Raw genomic sequence first — 523 nt, forward strand, 5'->3', positions numbered from 1 at the left:
ATCAGCGTCTTCATGAACCCGATCGGCACGGGCTTACTGCTTGGGCGCGTCCTTCTTGTTGGCGCCCTCGCTGTACGGGTCGAACTTGCCGCCGGCCTTCGCGCCCTGGCTGTACGGATCGAACTTCTCACCGGCCTTCGCGCCCTGGGTGTACGTGTCGTACTTGCCATTCTCTACATTGGCCGGCTGAGCGCCGGGGTTCAGCGCTCTGGCGGTGCTGTCGTTCTTGTTGGCGCCTTGCGAATACGGATCGAACTTGTCGCCGACTTTTGCGCCTTGGCTATAGGGGTCGAACTTCTTCTGGTCAGTCTGCGCGTGGGCCACGGTGCCGACGGCGGCTACGACAGCGACCGCTGCCACGAGGGTAAGACGTTTGTACGGCATCTGAAGCTCCTGTCCTATGGGTCGTTTGGGCTGGTCACATCAAATGGAGCAGCCTCGTTTTGAACGCATCCCGATGTCGTGCGCAACTTGGACGTTGGCGCCGGCGCCGGAAAACCCCCTCTCCTCGTCGTACGCTATG

At 61.4% G+C, this 523-nt stretch carries 1 protein-coding gene; it reads right to left on the minus strand.

The genetic code is table 11. The features are described from left to right. Positions 1-33: 33 nt before the first annotated feature. Complete coding sequence (locus tag D1614_RS28870; protein ID WP_119440543.1) at positions 34-384, minus strand: hypothetical protein; 351 nt, start codon at positions 382-384, stop codon at positions 34-36. Positions 385-523: the final 139 nt, after the last annotated feature.

Source organism: Maribellus luteus (assembly GCF_003576475.1).
Lineage (GTDB): Bacteria > Bacteroidota > Bacteroidia > Bacteroidales > Prolixibacteraceae > Draconibacterium > Draconibacterium luteum.

What these genes read in the sequence shown, in the direction of transcription:
- D1614_RS28870 (WP_119440543.1), bottom strand. Translation starts at nt 384, where the DNA reads ATGCCGTACAAACGTCTTACCCTCGTGGCAGCGGTCGCTGTCGTAGCC.